The organism is Hyphomicrobium sp., assembly GCF_009026145.1.
Lineage (GTDB): Bacteria > Pseudomonadota > Alphaproteobacteria > Rhizobiales > Hyphomicrobiaceae > Hyphomicrobium_A.
In genome coordinates this window covers 1-24,038 of the sequence record NZ_WBUE01000013.1, presented here as the reverse complement: position 1 = coordinate 24,038, position 24,038 = coordinate 1, and the positions used below count along the sequence as shown (strand labels likewise).

At 65.6% G+C, this 24,038-nt stretch carries 19 protein-coding genes; 7 read left to right on the top strand and 12 right to left on the bottom strand.

Annotation, left to right across the window (positions count from 1 at the left end):
* The 4 genes from F9K20_RS11510 to F9K20_RS11495 form a co-directional block, all read right to left on the bottom strand.
* Positions 1 to 849: a macro domain-containing protein gene (locus F9K20_RS11510; RefSeq protein ID WP_291001503.1), complete on the bottom strand. Its 849-nt coding sequence runs from the start codon at positions 847 to 849 to the stop codon at positions 1 to 3.
* Between the two features lie 195 nt (positions 850 to 1,044).
* A complete protein-coding gene (gene clpA, locus F9K20_RS11505) occupies positions 1,045 to 3,495 on the bottom strand; it encodes an ATP-dependent Clp protease ATP-binding subunit ClpA (RefSeq protein WP_291001500.1) in 2,451 nt (816 codons plus the stop codon).
* A gap of 7 nt (positions 3,496 to 3,502) precedes the next feature.
* Entirely contained in the window at positions 3,503 to 3,901 is a 399-nt protein-coding gene (gene clpS, locus F9K20_RS11500; protein WP_291001728.1) for an ATP-dependent Clp protease adapter ClpS, read from the bottom strand.
* 285 nt (positions 3,902 to 4,186) lie between these two features.
* Positions 4,187 to 4,516, bottom strand: coding sequence for a phasin family protein (locus F9K20_RS11495; protein ID WP_291001496.1), 330 nt, complete (start codon positions 4,514 to 4,516; stop codon positions 4,187 to 4,189).
* Between the two features lie 383 nt (positions 4,517 to 4,899).
* Between F9K20_RS11495 and F9K20_RS11490 the strand changes: the two genes are divergently transcribed.
* The gene (locus F9K20_RS11490; RefSeq protein WP_291001493.1) at positions 4,900 to 6,405 is read left to right on the top strand and encodes a D-alanyl-D-alanine carboxypeptidase; all 1,506 of its coding nucleotides are present in this window, start codon (positions 4,900 to 4,902) and stop codon (positions 6,403 to 6,405) included.
* Positions 6,406 to 6,569: 164 nt separating this feature from the next.
* Here F9K20_RS11490 and F9K20_RS11485 read toward each other — a convergent pair whose 3' ends face one another.
* The 3 genes from F9K20_RS11485 to putA all read right to left on the bottom strand — a co-directional run bounded on the left by F9K20_RS11485 (position 6,570) and on the right by putA (position 11,535).
* Positions 6,570 to 7,283, bottom strand: a complete 714-nt coding sequence (locus F9K20_RS11485) for a DnaJ domain-containing protein (RefSeq protein WP_291001491.1) — start codon at positions 7,281 to 7,283, stop codon at positions 6,570 to 6,572.
* On the bottom strand, positions 7,283 to 8,083 hold the full coding sequence (locus F9K20_RS11480; RefSeq protein WP_291001488.1) for a VWA domain-containing protein: 801 nt from the start codon (positions 8,081 to 8,083) through the stop codon (positions 7,283 to 7,285). The genes F9K20_RS11485 and F9K20_RS11480 overlap by 1 nt, the downstream gene beginning before the upstream one ends.
* Before the next feature lie 239 nt (positions 8,084 to 8,322).
* Positions 8,323 to 11,535 carry a bifunctional proline dehydrogenase/L-glutamate gamma-semialdehyde dehydrogenase PutA gene (gene putA, locus F9K20_RS11475; RefSeq protein ID WP_291001485.1) on the bottom strand — a complete coding sequence of 1,071 codons (3,213 nt, stop codon included), beginning with the start codon at positions 11,533 to 11,535 and terminating at the stop codon, positions 8,323 to 8,325.
* Between the two features lie 164 nt (positions 11,536 to 11,699).
* Here putA and panC point away from each other — a divergent pair, with 164 nt between their 5' ends.
* Together panC and parE are read left to right on the top strand one after the other, a co-directional pair.
* Entirely contained in the window at positions 11,700 to 12,638 is a 939-nt protein-coding gene (gene panC, locus F9K20_RS11470) for a pantoate--beta-alanine ligase (protein ID WP_291001725.1), read from the top strand.
* A 189-nt stretch (positions 12,639 to 12,827) separates the two neighbouring features.
* Positions 12,828 to 14,795, top strand: a complete 1,968-nt coding sequence (gene parE / locus F9K20_RS11465; RefSeq protein ID WP_291001722.1) for a DNA topoisomerase IV subunit B — start codon at positions 12,828 to 12,830, stop codon at positions 14,793 to 14,795.
* A gap of 62 nt (positions 14,796 to 14,857) precedes the next feature.
* On the opposite strand, the gene F9K20_RS11460 is transcribed toward parE, so the two are convergent.
* The 4 genes from F9K20_RS11460 to F9K20_RS11445 all read right to left on the bottom strand — a co-directional run bounded on the left by F9K20_RS11460 (position 14,858) and on the right by F9K20_RS11445 (position 17,836).
* Positions 14,858 to 15,235: a hypothetical protein gene (locus F9K20_RS11460; RefSeq protein WP_291001483.1), complete on the bottom strand. Its 378-nt coding sequence runs from the start codon at positions 15,233 to 15,235 to the stop codon at positions 14,858 to 14,860.
* A 3-nt stretch (positions 15,236 to 15,238) separates the two neighbouring features.
* Entirely contained in the window at positions 15,239 to 15,685 is a 447-nt protein-coding gene (locus F9K20_RS11455) for a helix-turn-helix transcriptional regulator (RefSeq protein ID WP_291001480.1), read from the bottom strand.
* Between the two features lie 719 nt (positions 15,686 to 16,404).
* Positions 16,405 to 16,842 (bottom strand): SRPBCC domain-containing protein, encoded by a 438-nt coding sequence (locus tag F9K20_RS11450; protein ID WP_291001477.1) that lies wholly within the window; start codon positions 16,840 to 16,842, stop codon positions 16,405 to 16,407.
* Between the two features lie 292 nt (positions 16,843 to 17,134).
* The gene (locus F9K20_RS11445) at positions 17,135 to 17,836 is read right to left on the bottom strand and encodes a DJ-1/PfpI family protein (protein ID WP_291001474.1); all 702 of its coding nucleotides are present in this window, start codon (positions 17,834 to 17,836) and stop codon (positions 17,135 to 17,137) included.
* Positions 17,837 to 18,099: 263 nt separating this feature from the next.
* On the opposite strand from F9K20_RS11445, the gene F9K20_RS11440 reads away from it, so the two are divergent.
* Both F9K20_RS11440 and F9K20_RS11435 read left to right on the top strand, forming a co-directional pair.
* Positions 18,100 to 19,776 carry a L,D-transpeptidase family protein gene (locus F9K20_RS11440; RefSeq protein ID WP_291001471.1) on the top strand — a complete coding sequence of 559 codons (1,677 nt, stop codon included), beginning with the start codon at positions 18,100 to 18,102 and terminating at the stop codon, positions 19,774 to 19,776.
* 216 nt (positions 19,777 to 19,992) lie between these two features.
* A complete protein-coding gene (locus F9K20_RS11435; RefSeq protein WP_291001468.1) occupies positions 19,993 to 20,160 on the top strand; it encodes a hypothetical protein in 168 nt (55 codons plus the stop codon).
* Between the two features lie 49 nt (positions 20,161 to 20,209).
* Here the strand turns inward: F9K20_RS11435 and F9K20_RS11430 are convergent, their stop codons facing one another.
* Positions 20,210 to 21,604, bottom strand: coding sequence for a fatty acid desaturase (locus tag F9K20_RS11430; RefSeq protein WP_291001465.1), 1,395 nt, complete (start codon positions 21,602 to 21,604; stop codon positions 20,210 to 20,212).
* A 272-nt stretch (positions 21,605 to 21,876) separates the two neighbouring features.
* Here F9K20_RS11430 and F9K20_RS11425 point away from each other — a divergent pair, with 272 nt between their 5' ends.
* Positions 21,877 to 22,551 (top strand): aquaporin, encoded by a 675-nt coding sequence (locus F9K20_RS11425; protein ID WP_291001462.1) that lies wholly within the window; start codon positions 21,877 to 21,879, stop codon positions 22,549 to 22,551.
* 259 nt (positions 22,552 to 22,810) lie between these two features.
* The coding region (locus F9K20_RS11420) for a DEAD/DEAH box helicase (RefSeq protein ID WP_291001459.1) at positions 22,811 to 24,038 on the top strand (1,228 nt) is incomplete at its 3' end.

Below are 24,038 nucleotides of genomic sequence, written 5' to 3'. Positions count from 1 at the left end.
TTAGCTCCAATCGTTTTCGACCGCCCTTAGGTCGATCTTCTCGAACATGTCGGGATGCAGCACGACGCTAATCCGCTTGCACACCTCACCCTCGCGCGTCGCTACCAGGATCGACAGCAGGATCAGGCGCAGCAGGTGCTTCGGCTCGATGCCGACACCCGACTGACCAGCGCCAACCAAGGGCAGGCTGACGGCGTGGCCGTTTGAATGGATACGCACGCATTTCCACAGGCCGTCGAGCGCACGCCACATAATCGGTACGTCGGCGGATGCCTTCAGTGTTTGGGCATCTGTTTTGGAGAGCGCGAACAGGAACGCTTTGCGCCCTTCAAGCGGAAGAGCCGCGGTCGTGCCGATCACGTAGGCCAGCCTCCGGCCCTTACGGCCGCTCGGCACACCTTCTGCCTTCGAAAGCCGTGCATCGCACGCGGCTTCAAACTCGCGTTGCGAGCCTCGATAGAATTTCTGAACGAACTGGCCGTGCACTGACTTGCGGTCAACCGTGTCGCCCAGGGCGCCGTCGAAACCATCATTGACTGGAATGGCGAGATGATCACCCCGGATGGCAAACAGGTCGCCGAACCGGACTTCAACTTGCGTGTTGCTGTGCCGGAGCGGCAGGACTACCGCGACCGGCGCGCGGGCGCGCCACAGTGCCGCGCACGCAGCAACAACCAAGGCCGCTAGCAGCAGCCGAGTATTGCTCTCTGTGTACTGCCGCACCCAAGCCGAGAAGAACGATGTCGCCTCGATGACGAGCCAAATCGCCCCGAAAAATTCGAGGAACCAGGCAAACAAACTAAGCCCGTGTCGGCGAATGCCAACCCAGGCCGCACGTAACGGCGACACAACCGCCTCCAAAGCATCAATGTGGGTGAGTTCCCCGCGATTCGGCGTGCGATGAAAAGAACTAAGAGTAATTACCCACAGGTGGTGGAGCCCTCGCGGACCACTCGGTTACACAGCGCAGCCGTGCGGCGCAACAAATGCAAAACGCCGGAGATGGCCTCCGGCGTTTGGCGTTTCAGTGCCGGATGAACCGGCCTAGTCGTCCTTGCGGCGCGGCACGCTGGGGACCGTGCCCGACGGCTTGGAGGGTCGCTCCTTGCGCTCCTTCGGCGAGGGCAGCGCCTTGCGCGGGGCCGCGTCGACGAGCACCGCCTGCGGCTCGTCCTCGTCCTCGTCGTCCTCGCTCTTGGCCTTCGGCCGCTTGTTGGGGTCCGGCGCCAGGAACTCGAAGCTCAGCTTGCGCTCCTCGCCCTTGCCGACGACCACCACCTTCACCGTGCCGCCGTGCTCGAGCTTGCCGAACAGGAGCTCGTCGGCGAGCGGCTTCTTGATGTGCTCCTGGATGACGCGGGCGAGCGGGCGGGCACCGAACTTCTCGTCGTAGCCCTTCTCAGCCAGCCAGCGCGTTGCGTCCTCCGAAAGCTCGATCAGCACGCCGCGGTCGGCGAGCTGCGCCTCGAGCTGGAAGATGAACTTCTCCACCACCTTGGTGATCACCTCGGGTGGCAGGCCGGCGAACGGCACGATGGCGTCGAGGCGGTTGCGGAACTCCGGCGTGAACATCCGGTTGATCGCTTCCGTATCGTCGCCCGTGCGCTTGACGCTGGAGAAGCCCATGGGCGGCTTGGCGAGGTCGGAAGCGCCCGCATTCGTCGTCATGATGAGTACGACGTTGCGGAAGTCGACCTGCTTGCCGTTGTGGTCGGTGAGCTTGCCGTGATCCATGACCTGCAGAAGGATGTTGAACAGGTCGGGGTGCGCCTTCTCGATCTCATCGAGCAGCAGCACGCTGTGCGGATGCTGGTCGATGCCGTCGGTCAGAAGACCGCCCTGGTCGAAGCCGACGTAGCCGGGCGGCGCGCCGATCAGGCGGCTCACCGTGTGCTTCTCCATGTACTCCGACATGTCGAAGCGTAGCAGCTCGATGCCCATGAGATCGGCGAGCTGGCGGGCGACCTCGGTCTTGCCGACGCCGGTGGGGCCGGAGAACAGGTAGCAGCCGATCGGCTTTTCCGGCTCGCGCAGGCCGGCACGCGACAGCTTGATCGCCGAAGCCAGCGCTTCGATCGCCTGGTCCTGCCCGAACACGACGCGCTTTAAATCCTTCTGCAGATTGACGAGGACCTCGGCGTCCGACTTCGTGACTGTCTTCGGCGGGATGCGCGCCATGGTGGCGACGGTCGCCTCGATCTCCTTCACCGTGATCTTCTTCTTGCGCTTGCCTTCGGGGACGAGCATCTGCGAGGCGCCCGTCTCGTCGATCACGTCGATCGCCTTGTCGGGCAGCTTGCGGTCGTGGATGTACTTGGCCGACAGCTCCACCGCGGTGCGGATGGCTTCGTTGGTGTATTTCAGCTTGTGGAAGCTCTCGAAGTACGGCTTGAGGCCCTTGAGGATGGCGACGGAATCCTCGACCGAGGGCTCCTTCACGTCGATCTTCTGGAAGCGCCGGACGAGCGCCCGGTCCTTCTCGAAGTGCTGCCGGTATTCCTTGTAGGTGGTCGAGCCGATGCAGCGCACGCTGCCCGACTGCAGCGCCGGCTTCAAAAGGTTGGAGGCGTCCATGGCGCCGCCCGAGGTGGCGCCGGCACCGATGACGGTGTGGATCTCGTCGATGAACAGGATCGAGCCGGGATAGTTCTCGATCTCCTTCATCACCGCTTTCAGCCGCTCCTCGAAGTCGCCGCGATAGCGCGTGCCGGCGAGCAGCGCGCCCATGTCGAGCGCGAAGATGGTCGCGTCCTGCAGCACTTCCGGTACGTCGCCCTTGATGATCTTGCGGGCGAGACCCTCGGCGATGGCCGTCTTGCCGACGCCGGGGTCGCCGACGAACAGCGGGTTGTTCTTCTGCCGCCGGCACAGCACCTGGATGGTGCGCAGCACCTCGGCCTCGCGGCCGATCAGCGGATCGATCTTGCCATCGCGCGCCTTGCGGTTGAGGTTGACGCAATAGGTGTTGAGCGCGTCCTGGCCGGGCTTGCGCTCCTCGCCCTCCACCGTCTGGTCCTCGTCGACGCCGCGCACGGAGCGCGGCTCCGACATGCCCGGGCGCTTGGCGATGCCGTGGCTGATGTACTGAACCGCATCGAAGCGGGTCATCTCCTGCTCCTGCAGGAAGTATGCGGCGTGGCTCTCGCGCTCGGCGAAGATGGCGACGAGCACGTTGGCGCCGGTGACTTCCTCACGCCCGGACGATTGTACGTGCACGACGGCGCGATGGATGACGCGCTGGAAGCCGGTGGTCGGCTGCGCCTCGGTGCTCTCCTTGGAGACGAGCGCGCCCAGGTCGTTGTCGAGATAGTTGGTGACGCGCGCGCGCAGGGTATCGAGATCTACCGTGCAGGCGCGCATGACGGCGGCGGCGTCGCGATCGTCGAGAAGAGCGAGCAACAGGTGTTCGAGCGTCGCGTATTCATGGCTGCGCTCGTTGGCGGCTTCCAGGGCGCGATGCAGGGCGCTTTCCAGGCTCTTCGAGAACGATGGCAAGGCTGACCTACTCTTTCTCCATAGTGCACTGTAGAGGATGACCGTTCTGACGTGAAAAATCCATGACCTGCGTTACCTTCGTCTCGGCAACCTCGTAGGGGTACACCCCACAGACGCCGACCCCCTTGTGGTGCACGTGGAGCATAATACGCGTCGCTTCATCACGTCCCTTGGCGAAGTACTTTTCGAGCACGAGAACGACGAATTCCATCGGCGTGTAGTCGTCGTTCAACAGAAGCACCTTGTAGAGGCTCGGCTTCTTGGTCTTCGGCCGAGTCTTGGTAGCGATCCCGGTGCGCCCATCCTCGTTGCCGCGATCCCTTCCGGGTGGCTCGCGGCCCGGTGGATCGTTCTTCGCGCCCGTCAATTCAAAGCGTGGGCGCCCCAGCGTCAGCGTCTTCGCCATCAATGCCAACGTCCGTCCCTGGACCGCGCTCATGCGCCGGCCCCGCTGCTACAACCGCGCTCGCGCGCTTTGCGACCCCCTCACGATACGCAACGCCGCCCGTAGCTGCAAATTGCCCGCGAGTAGTGCTTGCGACCCACCTTGCGACACCCCGACGCTGGACGGCAGGTGCCGCTGAAAACGAGCCCGGACGCATATGATGGGGACGCAACCGGACACAAAAAAGGCCCGGCGCGCGCCGGGCCCTGCTTTTCAATGCCGCAGCTGCTGGCGCGGGGTGGCGGCTCAGCCGCCGTTCTGGAGCATCTTCTCGACCGGCTTGTAGGCTTCTTTCGCCATGCTGGCGTACATGCCACCGATCTTCGACATCTGCTGCATATAGTCGTCGTAGGCGCGCTTAGCATAGCTCGTCTGGATCTCGACGGCCTGCTCAACCGACTTCGACGACATGAGCTTCTCGAGCGTGGCGGTGCTCTCCTCGAAAGAGCGCTTGGTGTAGTCGCTCATCTCGGCGGCAATCGCCTGCCAGTTCTTGTTCCACTCGCCCAGCATCTTCATGGCGCTGTCGACGTTGGTCTGACCTAGCTTCTGCATGTCCTCGAAATTCCTAATCATGGTGCCATCCGTGTCCTAAGAGACTGTCGAAAGGAAAGACGCAGCGCAGTGCCCCCTGGCCCTGATCAGGACCTCACCCATCCGTCTTTCTTATAGGCAATGCACAATTTTTCAAGTTCTTTTTGCAATGCAATATGGCGGGCGCCCCCTCGCCGGTTAACCCCGATGAAGCACCGCCGCAGGTAATCTGACGCCAGGACAGGACCATCGAAGCATCGTCGGCCGAGGGCCCGTGGGCGTCGTAAAGCGGCCCTAAAGCGATGCTCCCCTGAAGCCTCGTCCGGCACCACGGAGGTCCGCGGGGGAATTGGGCTAACCCCTTCGAGCAATGTCGTTTTCAAGCGCGGGCGTGCGCTTCGCACAGACGGTGAGATTGTCGGTTGATGTACGGCGCGCTGAACTCACATAGCCCTCTGCGACGGCTCGCGGGCTTCGTTGCCGCGGCCCTCGCCCTCAGCATAACTCTTGCGGTCATGCGACCCGCGCAGGCCGCCGAGCCGCGTGCCGCATCGATGGTGGTCGACGCCAACACCGGCGCCGTGCTGCACAACAAAGCCGGCGACGAGACCGTCTATCCGGCCTCGCTCACCAAGATGATGACCCTCTATATGACGTTCGAGCTGATCGAGCTCGGCCGGCTCAATTACGATTCGAGGATCAAGATGACCGCGGAGGGGGCCGCGGCGGCACCCTCCAAGCTCGACCTCGAGCCGGGCGAGGAGCTGACCGTTCTGCAAGCCATAAAGGCGCTGATAACCAAGTCGGCAAACGACGTCGCCATTGCCCTCGCCCAGCACATCGGCGGCACCGAGGCCAACTTCGCGCGCCTGATGACGCGCAAGGCGCGCGAGCTCGGCATGCCCAACACGACCTTCCGCAACGCTTCGGGGCTCCCCGACCCCGAGCAGACGACGACGGCGCGCGACATGGTCACGCTCGGGTTGCGGCTGCAGGACGACTTTCCGCGCCACTACCGCCTGTTCTCGACCCGCACCTTCAGCTATCGCGGCAAGACCTACCGCAACCACAACGCGCTGCTCGCCCGCTACAAGGGCACCGACGGCATCAAGACGGGCTACACGCGCGCCTCCGGCTTCAACCTCGTCTCCTCCGTGCGCCGCGACGGTAAGCATGTTGTCGCCGCGGTGTTCGGCGGCGACACGGCGCGCGAACGCAACGGCAAGATGCAGTCGCTGCTCTCCCGCGCACTCGCCAAGGCCTCGCGCCAGGTCACGCGCAGGCCGGCGCTCGTCGCACGCGCCCCGCAACCGGTTCGCGCCTCGCCGCCGCGCATGGTTGCACAGACGACGCCGCCCGAGGCACCGCCGCCGGCGCCCGCGGCGCCACCTTCGGCGCGCGAGCGCGAAACTTCGATCGCCGTCGCCAAGGTGCGCGCCGTGCGCATCGGCAGCAACGCGCACACTGAGCGCGCGCCGGCGCAACCCGTGTTCGCCGTCGGCGGCGCAGGGGGCTCGATGCCGGACGCTGGCAGCACCGCCGCGTTCCCCCGCTTCGTGCCGCAGACAGGCGCACTGCAACCATCGACGCTGCAGGCACAGGCGGCACACCTGGAGCGCGCGCAGCCCTCGCCGGCACCACAGCCGATCGCAGCGCTCGCCGCACCTGCTCCTCGGGCCCCACGCGGACCATTCGAAATTCAGATCGGCGCCTACGGCGACTCGGCCGAGGCCGAGCGCCGCATGTCGACAGCGCGCCAGCGCGCCGGTGGCATGCTCGACGCCTATCGCGGCGTCGCCGTGCCGGTCGAGAGCGGTGCAAGCAAGCTGTATCGCGCGCGCTTCCGCGGCTTCGACGCGACCGCCGCCAACGCCACGTGCTCGCACCTCAAGAGCCTGCAGATCGACTGCTTCGTCATCCGCGCCGAATAGCTCTCCATCCCTCTGTCATCCCGGGCGAAGCGAGCATCGCGAGCGAGACCCGGGACCCAGCGGAAGAATCGCCAAAGAACTATAGAGGCTACGCCAAGTTCTCGCGCTGGATCCCGGATTGCCGCTCGCTGCGCTCACGGCATCGGGATGACAGAAGAAAAAAGTCAGGGCTTCAGCGCTTCGAGCGCAACGTCCTTCGCCTCGTTGATCTTGGCGGCAAGATAGGTGGAACCGCCGCGATCAGGATGCAGCCTGAGCATCAGCTCGCGATGCGCGCGACGAATGTCCTCTTCGTCGGCGCCCGGCTCCAGCCCCAAGATCTCCAGCGCCTCCTCCTCCGTCATGCGCCCGTCGGGGCCGCGGCTCATGTCCGATTCGCCGCGCGCCATGTCCTCGCGCCACGTCGGATGGATGCGGTCGAGATAGGCCTCAATGAGCTGCGCCGAGCGCTGGTCGGTGTGGCGGCAGTCCTGCCACAACAGCCCAAGATCGGCAGGACTGAGCGAGGCGATTGCCCGCCCGGCGAACATTCCCTTGAGGATGCGCCCATGCATCTCGCCGCTATCGTGATCGAGTTCCATCTGCAGGTGCTCGGTCGTAATGCGCGAGGTCTGGCCCGGCGAGCGTCGCGTGTTGCCGGCGCCCCCCAGCCAGGGCGGCAGGGTGCGGCCCCAGATGAGCCACGAGCCGAACATCGCCAGCGGTATGGCCAGCGGTGCCATGCCGCGCACGAACAGCACGGCGGCGACGAGCAGCGCCACCGAGCCGCCGCCGATGCGCAGTCGGCGCGCCACGTTGGCCGGGTTGGCCTGCGCGAAGCCGCGCAAAGCGAGCAGCCCCAGAGCGAGCGCGATCATGCCGAGGACGAGGTAGAGCATCAGGCGCCCGCCGCTCCGGGCTTCATCTGCTCGAGCAGAAGGCGCGCACCGGCGCCATCGCGCTGCTGGCCGAGCGCGAGGAGCGCCTTGCGGCCGCCGGCGGCGTACACCGCAACCGCGGTCAGAAGATCCCGCAGCTGGCGCGCCGAGCCGCGATCGAAACGGCAGAAGGCGCCCTTGGTCAGGCGCGCGATCTCGCGAAATGCCCGCGCCGCCACCTCGTCGCCGCCTTCCTGGAACAGGAACACCGGCACGCCGAGCAGCGCCAGTTCGCCGGCACGCGCGCACAGGCGATCGACGTCCTCCTCCATGCTGTCACCGACGTAGACGAGCGCGTTGACCTTGCGGCGCCTGCTCTCATCGAGCGCGTGGTTGAGCACCTTGCCGATCTGGGTGAGGCCGCCCTCGCAGGCCACACCGCGCATCAGGCGGGCGAGCGCGGCAGGATCGGAAACCCATTTCGAGGCGCGGCATTCGCCCATGCCGCGGAAATAGACGAGCTGCACATCGAGCCCGCCGACCGCCTTGACGGCAGCGAACATCTCGCCCTGCAGCTCCAGCGCCATATCCCAGGTCGGCGCGCGGCTCATGGTGGCGTCCATGGCAAACACCAGGCGCCCACGCTCTGCCGTCGCGGCCGGAACGACCGACTTCATCTGCGCGATGAAGGCGGCGACGTCGGCGTCGGCGGACGCCTCTGTCGTCGGCACGCCGGCGGCGGCCGGCGGCGATGACGGCGCTTGGCGCGTGCGGTCGCCGGCGGGCGTCGGCGTCTTTCCGACTGGCTTACGGGTAATCATCGGTCGAGCCCAGTGACGAGCCATTCGCCTACAGCATGGCGATCCGCGGTCTAGTGTGATGATCGAGAAATTCGCTATCATCAGCGGCGAGGAGTCGAGCGAATTTCTCGATCTGAATCACACTAGCAAGTCTATGCTCCTAGTGTCCCTTATGATTCCGAAGTTCGCTGCCGACCCAGCCGCGAGCTTTGGCGAACTTCGGAATCGGGACACTAGCCCCGCAATATCCCAGCCGGCGGTCAACGACCGGTAATCGTTGCCGACGTGAGCAGTTCGAGGTTGCCGCCGGTCGCCGTGACGTCGGTGGAACGCACGCGCTCGCTGGCGTAGGCGAACAGCGTATTGGGACCGCCTGCCTTCGGTCCGGTGCCGGACAGCCCCTCGCCGCCGAACGGCTGCACGCCGACAATGGCGCCGATCTGGTTGCGATTGACGTAAATGTTGCCGACGCGCGCATGCTCGGCCACGTAGTCGGCGACCGCCTCGATGCGGCTGTGCAGGCCGAGCGTCAGTCCGTAGCCGCTGGCATTGATGGCGGCGACGACCTTGTCGAGCGCACCACGCTCGTAGCGTACGACGTGCAGGATGGGGCCGAACACCTCCTGTTCGAGCACGCCGAGGTTGTCGATCTCGAAGGCCGCTGGAGTCACGTAGCTGCCGGCGCGGCAGGCCTCAGGTAGCATCAGGTCGACGAGCTGACGGCCTTCGCGCTGCATGCGGACCTTGTGACCGTCGAGCCGGTCCTGCGCTTCCTCGTCGATGACCGGGCCGATATCGGTCGCATAGTCGAACGGGTCGCCGATGTCGAGCGCCTGAATGGCACCGGTCAGCATGTCGATGGTGCGATCGGCGATCTCCTCCTGCACGAACAGCACGCGCGCTGCCGAGCAGCGCTGCCCGGCGCTGTTGAAAGCGGAGCGCACCGCGTCGCGCACCACCTGCTCGGGCAGCGCGCTCGAGTCCGCGATCATGGCGTTGAGGCCGCCCGTCTCGGCGATGAACGGCACGATGGCATTGCGTCGGTTGGCGAGCGCCATCTGGATCGCCCACGCCGTTTCGTTCGAGCCGGTGAACGAGATGCCCTTGACGCGCGGATCCTTGACCAGCGCCTCGCCGAGGCGTCCGCTGCCCGGCAACAGATGCAGCACGTCGCCCGGCACGCCTGCTTCATGCAGCAAACGCGTCGCCAGGAAGGCGGTGATCGGCGTCTGCTCGGCGGGCTTGGCCAGTACGGCATTGCCGGCCGCCAGCGCTGCTGCCACCTGGCCGGTAAAGATGGCCAAGGGGAAGTTCCACGGCGAGATGCACGCGAACACGCCGCGGCCGTTGAGCGTCAGCGTGTTGCGCTCGCCCGTCGGACCGGGCAGCACTACGGGGCCAACGAACAAGCGGCGCGCCTGCGCCGCGTAATACCGCAGGTAGTCGACCGCCTCGCGCACGTCGGCCTGTGCGTCCTCCAGCGTCTTCCCCGCCTCGCGCACGACGACCGCCATGAGACGCGCCTTGTCGCGCTCGAAAAGGTCGGCGGCGGCGGCGAGAATCTGCGCCCGCTTGGCCCCACCTTCTTTGTTCCAGGCGTGTTCGGCGATGGTGGCGCGCTCGATAGCGGCGTTGGCCTGCGCCAGGGTCGTGATGTGGACCGTGCCGATACGCTCGCGGCGGTCGTGCGGGCAGGTGACGAGGCTCGCACCGTCCGCGCCCGTCGTCGCCTTGCCGCCGATGATGGGGCCCGCCTCGTAGACGTCGTCGAGCGCATCGCCCATCTCGGTGAACAGCGCCAGCCGCGCCGAGGATTCGGTGAGGGGGACGCCGCCGGCCGCCATCCGCTCGGGGAGGTAGATCTCGCGCGGACGCACGATCAAGCGTTGCGCCTCGCCGGCACCGCCTCGCTCGGCCTGGGCCGCCTCGACCGGATCGCGGATGATCTCCGACACCGGTGCCTCGTCGTCGGCAAGCCGGTTGACGAACGAGGTATTGGCGCCGTTCTCCAGCAGCCGCCGCACCAGGTAGGCCAGCAGGTCCTCGTGACCGCCGACCGGGGCATAGATGCGGCACGGCCGCTTGATCAGGCCGCCGTCGCCAACGACCTCGTCGTAGAGGGCCTCGCCCATGCCGTGCAGGCGCTGGAACTCGAACGCCGCCGAACCGGCCGCGACGTGCGCGGCGGCGATCGCATAGGCGTTATGCGTGGCGAACTGCGGATGAAACGATTTGACGTCGCTGAGCAGCAGCCGCATGCAGGCAAGATACGAGACATCCGTATGCAGCTTGCGCGTGAACACCGGGTAATCGCTGAGCGCACGCTCCTGCGCCCACTTGATCTCGCTGTCCCAGTAGGCGCCTTTGACGAGGCGCACGGGGATGCGCTTGCCGCTACGCTCGGCGAGCCGCCGTAGCCAGCGCAGCGTCGGGATGGCACGCTTGCCGTAAGCTTGCACGGCGAGGCCGAGGCCGTGCCAGTTGTCCAGCGCCGGGTTGGTAAGGATAGTAGCGAACATCTCGAGCGTGGGGTTGAGGCGGTCCTGCTCTTCGGCGTCGATGGTGATTGTCAGCCCGCGCGCGCGCGCCGCGCGGGCGAGCGTGAGCATGCGCGGCACGAGCTCGGCGGCAAGCCGCTCCTCCTTGCCCGGCTCGAAGCGCGGATGCAGCGCCGACAGCTTCACCGACAGCCCGGGCCGGCCGTACAGCGCGTTGGCGTACATGGTGCCGAACGGACCGGCTGCCTGCCCGATGGCGTCGATGGCGGCGAGATAGCGCTCGAAATAGACGTCGGCATCCTTCTGCGTGCGCGCCGCCTCGCCCAGCATGTCATAGGAGAAGAGGTATCCCTTCTGCTCGTAATCTTGCGCGCGCACCAGCGCCTCGCGAATGGTGCGGCCGAGCACGAATTGATCGCCGAGCACCTTCACCGCCTGGCGTACCGCCTGGCGGATGACCGGCTCACCGGAGCGAGCGACGAGGCGCTTTAGGGCGTCGAACGGGTTGGCGCCGCGCGCCTCGCGCAGCTTGACGACGCGCCCAGTCAGCATCAACGCCCACGTCGAAGCGTTGACGAACAGGTTGTCGGAATGGCCGCGGTGCTTCTCCCAGTGGCCGCCGGCGATCTTCTCGGCGATCAGGTCATCCGCCGTCTCGGTGTCGGGGATGCGCAACAGCGCCTCGGCGATGCACATCAGGATGATACCTTCCTCGCTGGAAAGGCCGTACTCGCGCATGAAGGCATCGACCCCGGCGTGCTTGCCGCGATCGGCGCGCGCCGCATAGACGAGCCGGCGGGCGAGATCGCTCGAGCGGCGGCGCTCGTCGTCGCTGAACACGGCGCGCTCGAGGAGCCGGTCGAGCAGCCGTTGCTCGTCGGCGAGATGGTTAGCGGCGATTTCATCGCGCGGCGGCACGAGCCGGGCCCGCGCTTCGACCTCGTCACCCAGTTCGGCCATCTTCACTGCAACCATTGCGTCCCCATGCATGCGCGGCTTTGCACGATTCGATCCGCGCCACTCTAGCAAATCGGGGCGCGGCGCGCCTCAAACCCGCATCGGCGGCCCATGCACTTGACGCGGCGCCCGCGCCTCGCCAGAGCTTGCCGCCGCAGAAGGTTGCGAGGCTTGACAGGGTGATCACTCAGCCAAGGGTCGTGCGCAGCACCGCCGACGTGCGCGGCGTGATTGCGCAATGGCGCCACGACGGCCACAAGATAGCGCTCGTTCCCACCATGGGGGCCCTGCACACCGGGCACCTCGCCCTGGTGCGGCGCGCCGCCGAGCTTGCCGGCCGCACCCTCGTCTCGATTTTCGTCAACCCGAGCCAATTCGCCCCGCACGAGGACTTGGCCCGTTATCCGCGCGATGAGGCCGGCGACCTCGCCAAGCTGGCGGCGGAGAGCTGCCATGCGGTTTGGGCGCCGACAGCGGCGGAAATGTATCCGGACGGCTTTGCCACGCGCATCGTTCCATCCGGCGCCGCCCAAGGCCTCGAAAGCGACTTCCGTCCGCACTTCTTCGGCGGCGTCGCCACGGTGTGCGCCAAGCTGTTCGGCGCCACGACGCCCGACGCCGCCGTGTTCGGCGAGAAGGACTACCAGCAGCTGTGCGTCGTCAGGCAGATGGTACGCGATTTGAACATGCCGTTGCAGATCATCGGCGTGCCGACAACGCGCGAAGCGGACGGCCTCGCCCTCTCCTCACGCAACGTCTACCTGTCGGCCGAGGAGCGGAAGATCGCCCCGGCGCTCAACCGCGTGCTGCGCGAGGTCGCCGCCAAGGCACGCGAGGTGGTGAGCGGGGGCGGCGCGCCGAAGAGCAAGGCGCCGCGGCCGGCCCCATTGGTGCGCGATCCGGCGCTGCCGCCGCAGGCGCACCAGCTCCCCGCCCTCGAGGCGATCTGCGCGGCGGCGACGGCTGAGCTCACGGCCGCGGGATTCACCAAGGTCGACTACGTCGCCGTGCGCGAGGCCGACACGCTGCACGTGGTAAGCGAGACCGGCGCCCGGCCGTTGCGTGTCCTGGGCGCCGCATGGCTCGGCGGAACGCGCCTCATCGACAACGTAGGCGCCTGATCGGCTTCAGGAATTGCCGGCGCTTGCCAAGCCGGGCCGGCGCATGCGAGGTCATCTCCAACCACAAACTAGGGATTCGCCGCTCTCGGCCATTCGTCCCCGCGTTCCGTGCCGGACGGCATGCAGCATCGACGGGAAAGACGCATGGCCGGAGCCGTCCGCGACCTCTTCTCTGCGATCGAAGGCTTCATGACCGACAAGACGGCCCGTGCCCGCCGCAACCCCGACGCCTCCGACGGCTACACCGCCGCCGACATCGAGGTCCTTGAAGGCCTCGAGCCGGTGCGCCGCCGTCCCGGCATGTACATCGGCGGCACCGACGAGAAGGCGATGCACCACCTCTTCGCCGAGGTGATCGACAATTCGATGGACGAGGCGGTGGCCGGGCACGCCACGTGGATCGAAGTCGAGCTCGACGAGGACGGATATCTGTCGGTGGCCGACAACGGCCGCGGCATCCCCATCGACCCGCACCCCAAGTTCAAGAAGCCGGCGCTGGAAGTGATCATGACCACCCTGCACTCGGGCGGCAAGTTCGAGAGCAAGGTCTACAATACCTCGGGCGGCCTGCACGGCGTCGGTATCTCGGTGGTCAACGCGTTGTCGGAAAAGCTCGAGGTCGAGGTCGCCCGCGCCCAGCAGCTCTATCGCATGGAGTTCGCGCGCGGCGAGGCGACCTCAAAGCTGCAGAAGCTCGGCTCGGTGATGAACCGCCGCGGCACGAAGGTGCGCTTCAAGCCGGACGAGAAGATCTTCGGCAAGGGCTGCGCCTTCAAGCCGGCGCGCATTTTCAAAATGGCGCGCTCCAAGGCCTACCTGTTCGGCGGCGTCGAGATCCGCTGGAGCTGCGATCCCGCGCTCATCACGGACGAGACGCCCCCCAGCGCCACCTTCCGCTTCCCGGGCGGCCTCGCCGACTACCTCAACAGCGAGATCGCCGGGCGCACGATGGTGACGAAGGACATCTTCGCTGGCCGCACCAAAGCCGAGAACGGCCACGGCTCGGTGGAATGGGCCGTCGCCTGGATCGCCGACGACGACGGCTTCGCGCGCTCCTACTGCAACACCATTCCGACGCCCGACGGCGGCACGCACGAAACGGGCCTGCGCACGGCGCTGTCGAAGGGCCTGCGCGCCTATGGCGAACTGGTCAACAACCGCCGCGCCGGCCAGATCACCGCCGACGACGTGATGGGCACCTCGGCGGCGATGCTGTCGGTGTTCATTCGCGAGCCCGAGTTCCAGGGCCAGACCAAGGACCGCCTCGCCACCCAGGAGGCAGCGCGCATCGTCGAATCGACCGTGCGTGACGCCTTCGATCACTGGCTCGCCGACAGCCCGCAGCAGGCGACGAAGCTCCTCGAATGGTCGATCGACCAGGCCGAGGAGCGCTTGAAGCGCCGGCGCGAGAAGGAGATCGGCCGCCAGTCGGCGACGCGCAAGCTGCGCCTGCCCGGCAAGCTCGCCGACTGCACTATTCAAGCGGCGGCCGGCACCGAGATCTTCATCGTCGAGGGCGACTCGGCCGGCGGCTCGGCAAAGAGCGCCCGCGTGCGCGAGACGCAGGCGGTGCTCCCCTTGCGCGGCAAGATCCTCAACGTCGCCAATGCCTCATCCGCCAAGCTGTCGCAGAACCAGCTCCTGGCCGATCTCATCCTGGCGCTCGGCGTCGGCACCGGCACCAAGTACAACGACGACGACCTGCGCTATGAGCGCGTCATCGTCATGACCGACGCCGACGTCGACGGGGCGCACATCGCCTCGCTGCTGATCACCTTCTTCTATCAGGAAATGCCGGGCCTGATCGACAACGGCCACCTGTTCCTGGCCGTGCCGCCGCTTTACAAGCTCACGCACGGGGCGAAGTCCGTGTACGCGCGCGACGACAAGCACCGCGCCGAGCTGTTGGCGCGCGAGTTCAAGCCGGGAGCGAAGGTCGAGGTCAGCCGCTTCAAGGGCCTCGGCGAGATGAACGCTTCCCAGCTCAAAGAGACGACCATGGATCCCAAGAAGCGCACACTCTTGCGGATCGAGATCGGCGATGGCGACCGCTCGGCCATCGGCGAAGCCGTCAACGCGCTGATGGGGTCGAAGCCCGAGGCGCGCTTCCGCTTCATTCAGGAGCACGCCGCCTTCGCCCACGATTTGGATATTTGATCGGCCCGCACAACCGTGTGATCGGCCCGCACAACCGTGGCGGCGCGCTCGAAAAAAGACTTCTAATCCGGCAGCCGCACTGACTTGCGAAGCAGCTCTCTCGTTTCCCCTTCACAACTGACTTTCAGCACAATATCTCCTGGCGCTTCAAACTGCGCAATTCCCTGTGGCAATATCAATGTTGCCACTTCGCCTTGTGGTGTGGCGACGCGAATTCCAGCCGCCGCAACCTCTTCAGAGCCTACTCCTATTGAAAACGTAAGTTCGTGCGATTCAACTCCCGGAGTAGGAATATACTCTGCGTAAAAGGCCACCTTTATACGAGCCGGGAAGACCGGAACTACGAGGTCCCCCGAAAATACTCCCATAAGCGATTTCTTGTTGCCAACCTCCTCGCGCACGTCTTCGCATATGCTCACGTTTCGGAAGGTGCCAAGCATGGCCTAAGCAGCCTCAGACCGCGACAGAATTTCATAGGATGTGGCGGCAGTCGGAGTCGGTTTCATCAGCACTGTTTGAGAGGCCGTACTTGCCGCCACAAAATCAGCGACAGGGTTAGTCAAATTTGGCTTTCCATCACTGATGCTGTCTTTCACAGGCTCAAACCGTAGTCTGGGCACTACTCGCATGCCTAGCGCCATGTCGCTGATCGTGTCGATCTCAAGATTTGTTGGAGCAGACAACCAGCGCGTGACCTGCTCAGGGCGCCGCCCGATCTTTCTGGCCAGATCGGAGCGCGTCCATCCGCTACTCTTCTTTAGGGTCTCGAATATCTCAAGCAACTGCTGGTGGACTTCCTCTCGGAAACCCTCCTGGAAATAGCCTAGCCAAAACTTATTGATCTGAGGCTCAGAAAGTGCCTGATCCAATTGCGTCTGAGATGTAGTCATCGATGCACACTCCAGTGTGAGGCGGGTACGTCAGAAACAGATTGCGCCAGATAGCTTTGCAGCGGCGGATTTCCATCCGCCAGATTGGCCAAATCTCCATGCCATTTCGCAACCACCTGATCGCGAATAGGTCTCTGACCAAGCGAATGTTGGTGGCCGCGAGGCAGTCTCGCTCAATGAAACGGAAAAAAATGCGGATACTTGGATTGTCGCGCTCGCGGATCTCCCAAACCTCTGTTTTTGACGGCTCGAGGCGCTTCACGTCACAGTGCCTGTCACCGCGATCGCCGACTACGATTCGCTTGCCTGTGACGATACTCTCGAGCTTTCGACGCAGCCGGCCAGACTCCAATGCAAACTCCTCAGTGGCAGTGCCCGGGCTGAGTTGTTCAAATACGAAAGCCTCGGCCCAAACGCTCCTCGGCCGAGGTTTTGACGACGCTAAGAGTGGAACAACCTCAAACATCCTTTTCTCAGCAACTCGGTCACGCAAGCACTCTCGAATTGACATATAAGTCAAAGCCCTCTGAGGCGCAACAGCTAAAACGGGCGTTAATCTTACCTGTCAACCTAGGGTAAACAAGGGTGCTGAGGCCGTACCGGAGGCGGTCAACGCGCTGATGGGGTCGAAGCCCGAGGCGCGCTTCCGCTTCATCCAGGACCGCGCCGCGTTCGCCCACGACCTGGACATTTGATCGCCTGGCGCCGCGCCGCGATTGTCAGCCACCTTCCGCGCGTTGCTTCAGGGCCTCGTTCATGGCGATGAAGCCTTGCTGCGTTGCCTCCAGCGTCCGCCCGCGCATCAGCAGGGGTGCCAAGAGGCCGGAGAAGCGCTCGCCGTGCGTGAAACGGGTTGTACGCGGGCTAATGGGCTCGAGCAGGAAATAGTGCTCGCCGGCGAACATCCACCGCCCCATCAAGGTTCCGAGCCAGCGCAGCTCGCTGTCGGGCGAAGCGGCAAGCACGGTCGGCTTGAACGTCATCGCCGCCTGGCCGGGAGCCCCGATTTGCACATTGAGGCGCGCGCCAGGCGTAGGGGAGCCGGAGATCTGGCGGATAAACGGATTCCAGGTCGGCATCGCCGCAAAGTCGGTGAGGAAGCCCCAGACTTTGTTGGCTGGAGCCTCGATGTCGATCTGCGTTTCGATTGCCGGCATCGGTCCCACACTCTCCTCGAATCAAGATCGGAAGTTGCTTCGCTATGAAGGCCCTGTTCATGACCGATGTACGAATGCGGGCATGCTCGCCGGTGCGGCCAAAAGCTGCGTGTTGCAGAGCCCCCGCTCCTTCGCACGCGGCGACGGCGCTCGAGGCCGGCGGCGGCATCGTTGCGCAACTTACTGATGGTGTCGGGATATGGGGCACCGCCGGCTAGACGACCGATGTCGATGGCGGCGAACTCGAGATCGAGCGCGGCAACGCCGGCGTCAATGTCGTCTGGTGACGGCCTCACATGGCGATGCCAAGGCGCTTTGCGACGCGGCGCGCCGTCGCCTCGCGCTCGCGCGTGATGGCGGCGAACGAATGCCGCGCCGCCTCCAGTATCGCCGCCGGCGCCCGCTGCGGCGTGCCGCTGTCGAACGGCGGCTCGGGCGCGTACTGCATGTAGAGCTGGATGGTGCGGGCCGCGTCCTCGCCGCGCAGCAGGCCGGCGAGGCGCAGGGCGCCGTCGATGCCTGCCGTCACGCCGGCGGCGCAGACGAGGCTGCCGTCGATCACCACGCGCTCATCGACGGGGATGGCGCCGAACAGCGGCAGCAGATGGTGCGCCGACCAATGGGTCGTCGCCCGCCTTCCCTTGAGCAGCCCCGCGGCGCCGCAGATGAGGGCGCCGGTGCAGACCGAGAGCACGTATCGCGCTCCGGCCGCCTGGCGCGCCACCCAGCGGAGCGTTTCCTCGTCGTCCATCAGCGCCTGCTGCCCGAAGCCACCCGGCACGTGCAGCACGTCGAGCCGCGGGGCGTCCGCCAGCGTCGCATCGGGGGTAAGCCGCAGGCCGCGCACGTCGCGCACCGGCTCGAGGCTCTTGGCGAAGATGCGATAAGTCGAGTTCGACAGCCGCGAGAGGACCTCGAATGGCCCGCTGAGGTCGATTTGGTCGAGGCCCTCGAACAGCAGCGCGCCGATTTCAAGGTGGTCCGCATCAGCCATCATGACACCCGTGGCAGCGGCCCCGGGGTGCCCGCCGAACGAGCAGTACAGCCGCTTGCCCCTGAAATCGCCGCATCCTGTCCCGCAAAAAGCCGCATCGCCGGATACCACTAGGAAGCTGGTGAATTGAACAGCTTGACCGTCGATGTAAATTGTATAGGCAGCCGCTTGGGCCGCACCCGGCCTGGATCCATCTGCGCTAATCGGAGTTTAGGATTTCTCTAGTTAGATCAGCGGTTAGGGCTTTCTAAGGGTTATTCAACATGGTGTCTTTATCGACGATGCGTCGCCGCCCGTCGCTCCTCTCCCTCGCCGTGCTGACGGCGGCGGCCGTTGGCGTCGCCGGGCCCGCCGCTTCGCGCAGCAGCCGGGCCGCCGACCAGGACCAGGAGCCGCAGCAGGCGCGTCCAGCCGGAAAGCCGATGCTGGCCGTCGTCTCTTTGGGCGACCAGCGCGTTACGATCTACGATGCCGATGGACCCATCATGCAGGGACCGGTGTCCAGCGGCGCCACCCCCAACGATACCCCACCCGGCATCTACGCGATTCTGCAGAAGAACCGCGAGCACTACTCCAATCGCTACGACGATGCGGCCATGCCCTTCATGCAGCGCATCACCTGGACGGGCATTGCCCTGCACGGCGGTGTCCTGCCCGGCTATCCGGCTTCGCACGGCTGCGTGCGCCTGCGCGAGGACTTTGCCAACCAGCTGTTCGACAAGACCAAGCTCGGCATGCGCGTCATCATCTCGCGCAACAACATGGCTCCCTCGCCCATCTCCCATCCGCTGCTGTTCAAGCCGACGCCGTTCCGCGACAACGTCGCGGTGCTCAGCCCGGCGGCGATCTCGGTGCCGACGGCGAGCGATGACGACAACGGCACGCGCTACGTCGGCGGCGGGCCGAACGATCCGCCCGAACTCGCCACGCGCACCGCGGCGCTGCAGGCAATCATGGCCGCCAGGACGGCGGAGGCCCAGGAGCTGGAGAGGAAGGTCGACGCCGAACGCCTGATCTTGAAGCAGAGGACGCGTGAGAGCGCCCGCGCCACCAAGGCCCTGCGCAGCGCCGAGAGGGCATACAAGAACGCGGTCGAATGGCTGGCCGACACCGAGAAGAGCCTCGCTCGCGCCAAGAAGGAGAGCGCCATCAAGCGCGCCGAGGAGCAGAAGGCGAAGGCCACCGCTAAGGTCGCCGAAACCAAGGCCAAGCTCGAGACCGTTACGGCTGAGAACAAGCCCGCGATCGAGGAGCTGAAGCGCGCCGAGGAAGCATTCAAGGCAGCCGACGCGGAGCAGAAGGTCGCAGCGGAAGCCGCTCGCGACGCCCAACGCAAGCTGTCGCCGGTCTCGGTGTTCATCAGCCTGAAGGCCAAGAAGCTCTATATCCGCCAGGCTATGGAGCAGATCTACGAAGGCGACGTGACTATTCGCGATCCTGAGACCCCGATCGGCACGCACACCTTTACCGCCGTCGACTACCAGCCGGGCGGGCGCAACATGCGCTGGAACGTCGTGTCCATCGCCGGACGCCAGCCGGGCGAGCCCGAGCAGAGCAGCGGCATGAACCGCCATCCGCGCAACGCGTCCGTCCCCGGCATCCCCACGGACGTGGCAGCGGCAAGCGCCGCCCTCGACCGCATCGAGATACCCGCGGAGACCGTGCAGCGCGTTTCCGAGCTGGTGCTGCCTGGCTCCTCGCTCATCGTCTCCGACGAGGTGGCACACAAGGAAACCGGCAAGGCCACTGACTTTATCGTCCTGCTCAGCGGCGAGCCGCAGGGCGGCATCATCCTGCGTCCGAAGCCGAGGCCCGAGTTCTACGACGACTACTGGGGCTACGGGTACGGATACGGATACGACGGCTATGACCGCCGCCGGCGCCGCGGCTATGGCGGCGGCCCGTACGGCCCGTTCGGCGGCAAGTTCCCCTGGTGGTGAGCCGCATCGCCTGACGGCGATGGCGTGGGAATAACAAAGGTCGCGGGCACTGGCGCCCGCGACCTTTGCGTTTGCGCCGCTCCAATGGCGCGTTGGCTTTCCCGTTCATTATTGCCGAGCGGCCGGAATTTCAAACCTGCGGCGGCATGGAACGTCTGCCGGCCCCGGCCGTTATGTTTGCAGCGGTAATCTGCGCACAATGGCGAGGAAACCGAGATGACGGCCTGGATGTGGCTTTTGGTGGTGCTCGTCGGCGCCGCGGTCCTCGGCGCCTTCATCTTCTACGGCCAGGAGAAGACCGAGGAGCCGGAGAGCCGGCGCGCGAAGCAGCGGCGCGAAGCCGCGACGCGCGAACTCTATGAACGCACCGATCGCGCCTCGTAGCGCCGCGCTGGCAAGCTTGATCCCGTCGCCTCTTCGACGGTGACGCTACTCATTGGCCGCGGCGCAGCGAGGCCTCGACCTCGCGCGCGATGCCGGCCGCGTCGGCGATATCCGCATACTCTATTGCTGCGTTGTCGACGTAGGCCGCCTCGTGCCGCTTGGGCGCGTGCGCCGCGCCGAGCACGCCCATGGCCGTCGGGCGGCCGTTGGCGTTGTCCTCGTCGCCGAAGTAGCCCTCGACGATGACCCCTTTTGCCCGGTACTCGGGATCGCGCAGCAGGACCTCATGCAGGCGCTTGAGGTTGTAGTGCGGCACCGACGCCATGAGATGGTGCGGCAGGTGATAGTCCATGCCCCACGGGAACACGGCGTAGCGCACCAGCGGGCCGACGAGGAAAACGCGCGTGTTGGTGTAGCGTCCGCGGTCGGCGTTGCCGTGCTGCACCCACTGGCGCAGGATCATGAACAGCGGGAAAGTCGTGAATACCGGCACCAGCCACAGCAGTCCGAAGTAGGCCCACGCGGGCCCCCAGCCGGCGAGTTGCACCGCCGACAGCGCGCCGTAGAGCAGCGCCAGGTAGGTCACGCGGCCGATGCCGATGTAGCGCAGCGGGATCACGGGAGCGAGGCGCGTGCGCGGGTAGGCTTCGTCGGGAAGCATCCAGAGAATGCCGGCAACGACGGCCCACATCAGCGGCAGGATGATCGCGACCGCCAGCCAGTTCCCCATCATGGTGAGCGGCACGACGATGAGCGGCGCGCCCACGGCAAACAGGATGCCGGCGCGCAACGGGCGGATGGAGCCTGGCCGCTCGGGATCGGCATAGGGGTTATGCGCACCGCCGCCGAGCGAAGAGTAGCGCGCGCGCACGATCGTGTAGCGGAAGAGATTGGGCAGCCACAGCTGCTTCAACAGCGCCCACAGCATCTCGACGTGCGTTATGGGAAAGTCCAGCCAGTGGTCGCTGTCTTGCAGCTGGCTGATGTCGGGATCGCGCTCAGGATCGTTGACGAACTGGTGATGGGCGAGGTGATGCAGGCGATAGTGGTAGGTGGTGGTGAAGATCGGGAACGCCCCGAGCCAGTCGGAGGCCAACTCGTTGAGCGTGCGGTTGGCGAAGAGAATGTAGTGCGTGCCTTCGTGGATGGCGCCGCCGAACTGATGCTGCGAAGCGCCGATGACGATGATCGCCACGATCGTTGCGGGCACTGCCCACCACCAGGAGATGTCGCCCGCTCTTGCCGCCTCGATCATCCAGACGGCACCGGCGACCGATGCGACGATGATGAGGTAGATGCGGGCGAGCGGCCACCAATTGGTGACGTTGTCGCGCGCCTTGAGCGCCTTCACTTCCTCCCCGGTCTGCCGATTCGGCTTGTCGGGTTGCGATTCGGCCTGCAGCCTGCGCGCAGAAACACCCGCGGTCGCTTCATGAGCTGTCATATGTGCAGTTTCCCGTCCTGAGCGCTGCGGTTCGCCGAATCCGTTCAACCTATTCTGGCAAACCGTAATTCGCCCAGCCAAGGCAACCGATTTGCTGCGACGACGTTGCATTGGGGTTACGCCGATGCATGCAATGCACGGGGTGCCGTTGCCCAATGTTCGCGTGAAGCATTAGTAATTGGGTCGCGAGGTGCCTTGTCATGCTTCGGCAAGTGTCACCCGATTGCGGTGTGCGTTCGTCGGCGAAGCACAGACAGCAATGGGGAGGAGACATGCGGATCAGAGCACTCGCCGCCGAATTTATCGGCACCTTCATGCTCGTGGCGTCGGTGCTCGGTGCGGCACTATTTTCGTTTCCGATCGCCGGCATCGTCGGCGTCGCGTTGTCGATTGGCTTCTCGGTCATGGCGATGATCTTCGCCGTCGGCTACATCTCCGGCGGACATTTCAATCCCGCCGTGACTCTGGGGCTCGTCGCCGGGCGCCGCTTCTCGGCGAGCGAGGCCCCCGCCTACATCGTGGCGCAATGCCTCGGCGGCATCGCCGCCGCCATCGTTTTCTACCTCATCGCCTCGGGCAAGAGCGGCGGCTTCGAAGTCGGCAACTTCGCCTCCAACATGTACGGCGGCGACGGATATTCGATGCTTTCGGCCTTCGTCATCGAGGTGGTGCTGACGGCCCTCTTCATCTTCGTCATCATGGGCGTCACCTCCGACCGGGCGCCGGCCGGCTTTGCGGCCATCGCCATCGGCCTCACGCTGTCGGCCATCCACCTCATGGCCATCCCCGTCGACAACGCTTCCGTGAACCCGGCCCGCAGCCTGGCGACCGCCGTCATCGCGCTCGGCGAGCCCTTAGCGCAGCTGTGGCTGTTCTGGGTGGCGCCCATCCTCGGCGGCGTCTTGGGCGGCCTCCTGGGGCGCTGGCTGATCGACGATAACGACTAATTCGTGACACTATCCACAGCAGGAAAAGCCGCGGCTCGACGCCACATCCCGCGGTTTTTCTTGCGCTTTTACCGAACATGTGTCAGCACACGAGCGGCTCGAGCGCAGGGGATGCTATTCGATTAGTCCCTTTTCGAGATCTACGCTTTTTGTCTTAGCCGCTTTAGGCAATCCCAATACCCCTGCGCTCCGTCACCCGCTGCCGCCAAGAAGGCGTTGGCGCGGGCAATGCATGAACGCAGGACGGAGAAGTTTACTTTTGGAAACTAAGACCTTCGCGGAGCTCGGTCTGAGCTCCAAGGTGCAGGCAGCCATATCCGCTGCCGGCTACACGTCGCCGACGCCCATTCAGGCTGCCGCCATCCCGATCGCCGTAACGGGACGCGACGTTCTCGGCATCGCCCAGACGGGCACCGGCAAGACCGCATCGTTCGTGCTGCCGATGATCACCCGCCTCGAGACGGGGCGAGCGCGGGCACGCATGCCGCGCTCGTTGATTCTCGCGCCGACGCGCGAGCTCGCCGCGCAGGTGGCGCAGAGTTTCGAGAAGTACGGGATCAACAACAAGCTGAGCCTGGCGCTGCTGATTGGCGGCGTGTCGATGGACGATCAGGTGAAGAAGCTCGACCGCGGTGTCGACGTGCTGATCGCCACCCCCGGGCGCCTGCTCGATCACTTCCAGCGCGGGCGCGTGATGCTGATGGGCGTCGAAATCCTCGTCATCGACGAGGCCGACCGCATGCTCGACATGGGTTTCATCCCTGACATCGAGCGCATCTGCAAGCTGCTGCCGCCGCGCCGCCAGACGCTGTTCTTCTCGGCGACGATGCCGCCCGAGATCACCCGCCTCGTCAGCCAGTTCCTGACCAATCCAGAGCGCATCGAGGTGGCCCCGCCGGCCACGACGGCGAAGACCATCACCCAGCTGTTCCGTTTTTGCGACAACGGCGAGGACTGGGCCAAGCGCGAGGTGCTGCGTGAGCTCATCTCGAGCCAGAACGTCAAGAACGCGATCATCTTCTGCAACCGCAAGGTCGAGGTGGCGATCCTGCACAAGTCGCTCGTCAAGCACGGCTTCTCGGCCGGCGCGCTGCACGGTGACATGGACCAGAAGAGCCGCATGGAGACGCTCGACAAGTTCCGCTCCGGCGAGTTGAAGCTCTTGGCGGCGAGCGATGTCGCCGCGCGCGGCCTCGACATCCCCGACGTCAGCCACATCTTCAACTTCGACTTGCCGTGGCAGTCGGACGACTACGTGCATCGCATCGGCCGCACCGGCCGCGCGGGCAAGGAGGGCGTGTCCACGTCGCTGGTGACGATCGACGAGTTGAAATCGCTCAAGGACATCGAGAAGATGCTCGGCGAGCCGGTGGTGTGGATTGGCGAGCCGCCGTCGGCGGAGGACTTCGCCGAGGCGGGCAAGAAGCGCCGCGGGCGCGGCGGTCGCGGTGCCCAGCGCCAGCGCGGCGGCCGCGGCGGCGCACCGG

Coding starts and splice junctions, on each gene's coding strand:
- clpS (WP_291001728.1), bottom strand. CDS start 3,901: ATGGCGAAGACGCTGACGCTGGGGCGCCCACGCTTTGAATTGACGGGC.
- F9K20_RS11495 (WP_291001496.1), bottom strand. CDS start 4,516: ATGATTAGGAATTTCGAGGACATGCAGAAGCTAGGTCAGACCAACGTC.
- F9K20_RS11490 (WP_291001493.1), top strand. CDS start 4,900: ATGTACGGCGCGCTGAACTCACATAGCCCTCTGCGACGGCTCGCGGGC.
- F9K20_RS11485 (WP_291001491.1), bottom strand. CDS start 7,283: ATGCTCTACCTCGTCCTCGGCATGATCGCGCTCGCTCTGGGGCTGCTC.
- F9K20_RS11480 (WP_291001488.1), bottom strand. CDS start 8,083: ATGATTACCCGTAAGCCAGTCGGAAAGACGCCGACGCCCGCCGGCGAC.
- putA (WP_291001485.1), bottom strand. CDS start 11,535: ATGGTTGCAGTGAAGATGGCCGAACTGGGTGACGAGGTCGAAGCGCGG.
- parE (WP_291001722.1), top strand. CDS start 12,828: ATGACCGACAAGACGGCCCGTGCCCGCCGCAACCCCGACGCCTCCGAC.
- F9K20_RS11460 (WP_291001483.1), bottom strand. CDS start 15,235: ATGCTTGGCACCTTCCGAAACGTGAGCATATGCGAAGACGTGCGCGAG.
- F9K20_RS11455 (WP_291001480.1), bottom strand. CDS start 15,685: ATGACTACATCTCAGACGCAATTGGATCAGGCACTTTCTGAGCCTCAG.
- F9K20_RS11450 (WP_291001477.1), bottom strand. CDS start 16,842: ATGCCGGCAATCGAAACGCAGATCGACATCGAGGCTCCAGCCAACAAA.
- F9K20_RS11445 (WP_291001474.1), bottom strand. CDS start 17,836: ATGGCTGATGCGGACCACCTTGAAATCGGCGCGCTGCTGTTCGAGGGC.
- F9K20_RS11440 (WP_291001471.1), top strand. CDS start 18,100: ATGGTGTCTTTATCGACGATGCGTCGCCGCCCGTCGCTCCTCTCCCTC.
- F9K20_RS11435 (WP_291001468.1), top strand. CDS start 19,993: ATGACGGCCTGGATGTGGCTTTTGGTGGTGCTCGTCGGCGCCGCGGTC.
- F9K20_RS11430 (WP_291001465.1), bottom strand. CDS start 21,604: ATGACAGCTCATGAAGCGACCGCGGGTGTTTCTGCGCGCAGGCTGCAG.
- F9K20_RS11425 (WP_291001462.1), top strand. CDS start 21,877: ATGCGGATCAGAGCACTCGCCGCCGAATTTATCGGCACCTTCATGCTC.